Below are 2,689 nucleotides of genomic sequence, written 5' to 3' on the forward strand. Positions count from 1 at the left end.
GCGGCAGACGCGGCTGCCGGGGCGGACGCGTCCTGGGCCAGCGCTGAACCCACGCCTGCTCCAAGCAGCGACCCGGCCATTAACAGGGACATCAATAATTTACGCATTCTTCGGTTTCCTCTTATCGCCGTGTCTTTTATTAGAGAGCGTCCGCGCCGGTTTCACCGGTGCGGATACGGATGACTTGTTCAATCGGAGTGACAAAGATCTTGCCGTCTCCGATCTTGCCGGTGCGCGCCGCGCGTTCGAGCGCTTCGATCGCCTGGTCGACGAGGTCGTCGGAGACGGCCGCTTCGATCTTCACCTTCGGCAGGAAGTCGACCACGTACTCGGCGCCACGGTACAACTCCGTATGGCCCTTTTGACGCCCGAAGCCTTTTACCTCGGTCACGGTGATGCCCGAGACCCCAATTGCCGACAGCGCTTCGCGCGCTTCGTCGAGCTTGAACGGCTTGATGATTGCGGTAATGAGCTTCATGTATTCCTCACTGTGTGTCGAACAGGGTTGGCGCTTTAGCGCTTTAATCTGGTCCCATGCCTAATTCGTCAATCTCCTCTTGCCCCGCTCGCGGCGTCTCGTGCCACACCGCATAGCCGACCGCCCGGAAAAGCGCGCGTGGACAAGCCCCGGGCCACCTATGCAACTCGTATGCCATGCGCGCGTCCGGGCCGTGCAACAAGGGGCCGGGCGGGTGCCATTCGCGAACGCAGACCGAACGGCCAGCGTGCGTTGCATGCGCTGGCGCGCGCCATGGATCGTTGCTAGAGTGCTCGGAAGGTCCGGCAGACGAGTCGATGCGGCGCGCTGTTCCGGGTCGCCTGCACGCGATTTGATTGTCATCACGCGGGCACCGAACGCACCAAATTGGATCATTCGGTTTGCCGTGGCACTGAGCTAACAATGAATGCACTAACAATGTGCACAAGAGGAAAAACCACATGAAACAACCCAACGACATGTTCAATGAGTTCCAGAACAAGATGAGCGAACTGCTGCGAAATTCGCCCGCGAAAGACGTTGAACGCAATATGAAAGCAATGCTTTCGCAAGGATTTTCGAAGCTCGATCTCGTGACGCGCGACGAATTCGATACCCAGACACAAGTGCTCATGCGCACGCGCACTCGGCTGGAAGAACTCGAGCAACGCGTCGCGCAACTGGAAGCGAAACTGGGCGGCGGTACGGCGTCTGGCTCGCAGGACTAAGCGTTCAGTGGTTAGCGTGTCATCGGCCAAGCGAGCCGTGATGTTGATTGATTGAGCCGTCGCCTTGGGTTGAGGGTTGGCGGCAGTGAGGAATGTCATGTCGCTTGCCGTGGTGCGTAGCCGCGCGCCCGCCCCTGGGCGCGCGCCCGAGGTGACCGTCGAGGTTCATCTCGCCAATGGGTTGCCGTCTTTCTCAATCGTCGGCTTGCCTGATCTGGAAGTCCGCGAAAGTCGCGAGCGCGTCCGTGCGGCGCTGCAGAACTGCAGTTTCGACTTTCCCGTCCGTCGTATTACCGTCAATCTTGCTCCCGCGGACTTGCCCAAGGAGTCGGGGCGTTTCGACTTGCCGATCGCTTTGGGCATTCTTGCGGCGAGCGGGCAGATCCCGGTTGAGGCATTGCTACATCGCGAATTTGCTGGGGAGTTGTCGCTGTCTGGCGCGCTTCGGCCCATGCGCGGCTCGTTCGCCATGGCTTGCGGCGCCGCGCGGCAGTACGCGGCCTTATCGGGCAGTACTCCGGGCGATTCCATTCGCGACGCCGATATCCGCATGCCCGAGATCTATTTGCCGCTGGCCAGTGCGGCTGAGGCGGCATTGGTGCCGGGCATTGACGTCTTCGGTGCGCCCGATTTGCCAACGCTATGTGCGCATCTGTGCGGGTCGGCCGATAGCCGCCTGACGCCGGTTCGCAGCGGCGAACCTGTGTCACGGCGCACGCCGTTGCCCGATCTCGTCGATGTCATCGGCCATCCGGGCGCTCGACGGGCACTGGAAGTTGCGGCGGCTGGCGGTCATCACATCTTGATGGTCGGGCCGCCGGGCGCCGGAAAATCGATGCTCGCCGCACGCCTGCCAAGCCTTCTTCCACCCATGACCGACGACGAAGCTTTGTCGGCGGCGGCCATTCTGTCGGCCAGCATGCTCGGCTTTACGCCCGCAAAATGGCGGCAACGGCCGTTTCGCGCGCCTCATCACACGTCCAGTTCGATCGCGCTCGTCGGCGGCCGCAATCCGCCACAGCCCGGCGAAATCACGCTGGCCCATCTCGGCGTTTTGTTCCTCGACGAACTACCCGAATTCGACCGAAAAGTACTCGAAAGCTTGCGTGAACCGCTCGAAGTCGGGCGCATCACGATCTCTCGAGCGGCGCACCAGGCAGATTTCCCGGCGGCGTGTCAATTGGTCGCAGCGATGAACCCCTGCCCGTGCGGCTGGCGAGGCGATCCGAATGGTCGCTGCCGCTGCACGCCCGAACTCGCTGCGCGTTATTTGCGAAAGCTGTCCGGCCCGCTGCTCGATCGTATCGATATCCAGATTGAATTGCCGGCGTTGTCGCCGGCCGAGTTGTCGGCGAGAACGGCATGCGTCGGCGAATCCAGCGCCACGGTAGCTCGCCGTGTGGCCGCAGCGCGCGAACGCCAACTCGAGCGCCAGGGGAAAACGAACCGCGAACTCGATGGGCGGGAGGCGGACGCGGTTTGT

General features: G+C 62.1%; 3 protein-coding genes. 2 read left to right on the forward strand and 1 reads right to left on the reverse strand.

Annotated elements, in window-relative coordinates; translation table 11 throughout:
• Window positions 1-139 precede the first annotated feature (139 nt).
• Window positions 140-478, reverse strand: a complete 339-nt coding sequence (locus tag WCA53_RS33370) for a P-II family nitrogen regulator (RefSeq protein ID WP_091009470.1) — start codon at window positions 476-478, stop codon at window positions 140-142.
• Window positions 479-939: 461 nt separating this feature from the next.
• Between WCA53_RS33370 and WCA53_RS33375 the strand changes: the two genes are divergently transcribed.
• Both WCA53_RS33375 and WCA53_RS33380 read left to right on the forward strand, forming a co-directional pair.
• Entirely contained in the window at window positions 940-1,206 is a 267-nt protein-coding gene (locus tag WCA53_RS33375; protein ID WP_423922143.1) for an accessory factor UbiK family protein, read from the forward strand.
• Window positions 1,207-1,303: 97 nt separating this feature from the next.
• Window positions 1,304-2,689, forward strand: a 1,386-nt coding sequence (locus WCA53_RS33380; RefSeq protein ID WP_423922148.1) for a YifB family Mg chelatase-like AAA ATPase, incomplete at its 3' end; no start/stop codon positions are given.

Origin of the sequence: Caballeronia sp., from assembly GCF_049581465.1 — a bacterium.
In the GTDB taxonomy this organism is placed as follows: domain Bacteria; phylum Pseudomonadota; class Gammaproteobacteria; order Burkholderiales; family Burkholderiaceae; genus Caballeronia.

What these genes read in the sequence shown, in the direction of transcription:
- WCA53_RS33375 (WP_423922143.1), top strand. Translation starts at nt 940, where the DNA reads ATGAAACAACCCAACGACATGTTCAATGAGTTCCAGAACAAGATGAGC.
- WCA53_RS33370 (WP_091009470.1), bottom strand. Translation starts at nt 478, where the DNA reads ATGAAGCTCATTACCGCAATCATCAAGCCGTTCAAGCTCGACGAAGCG.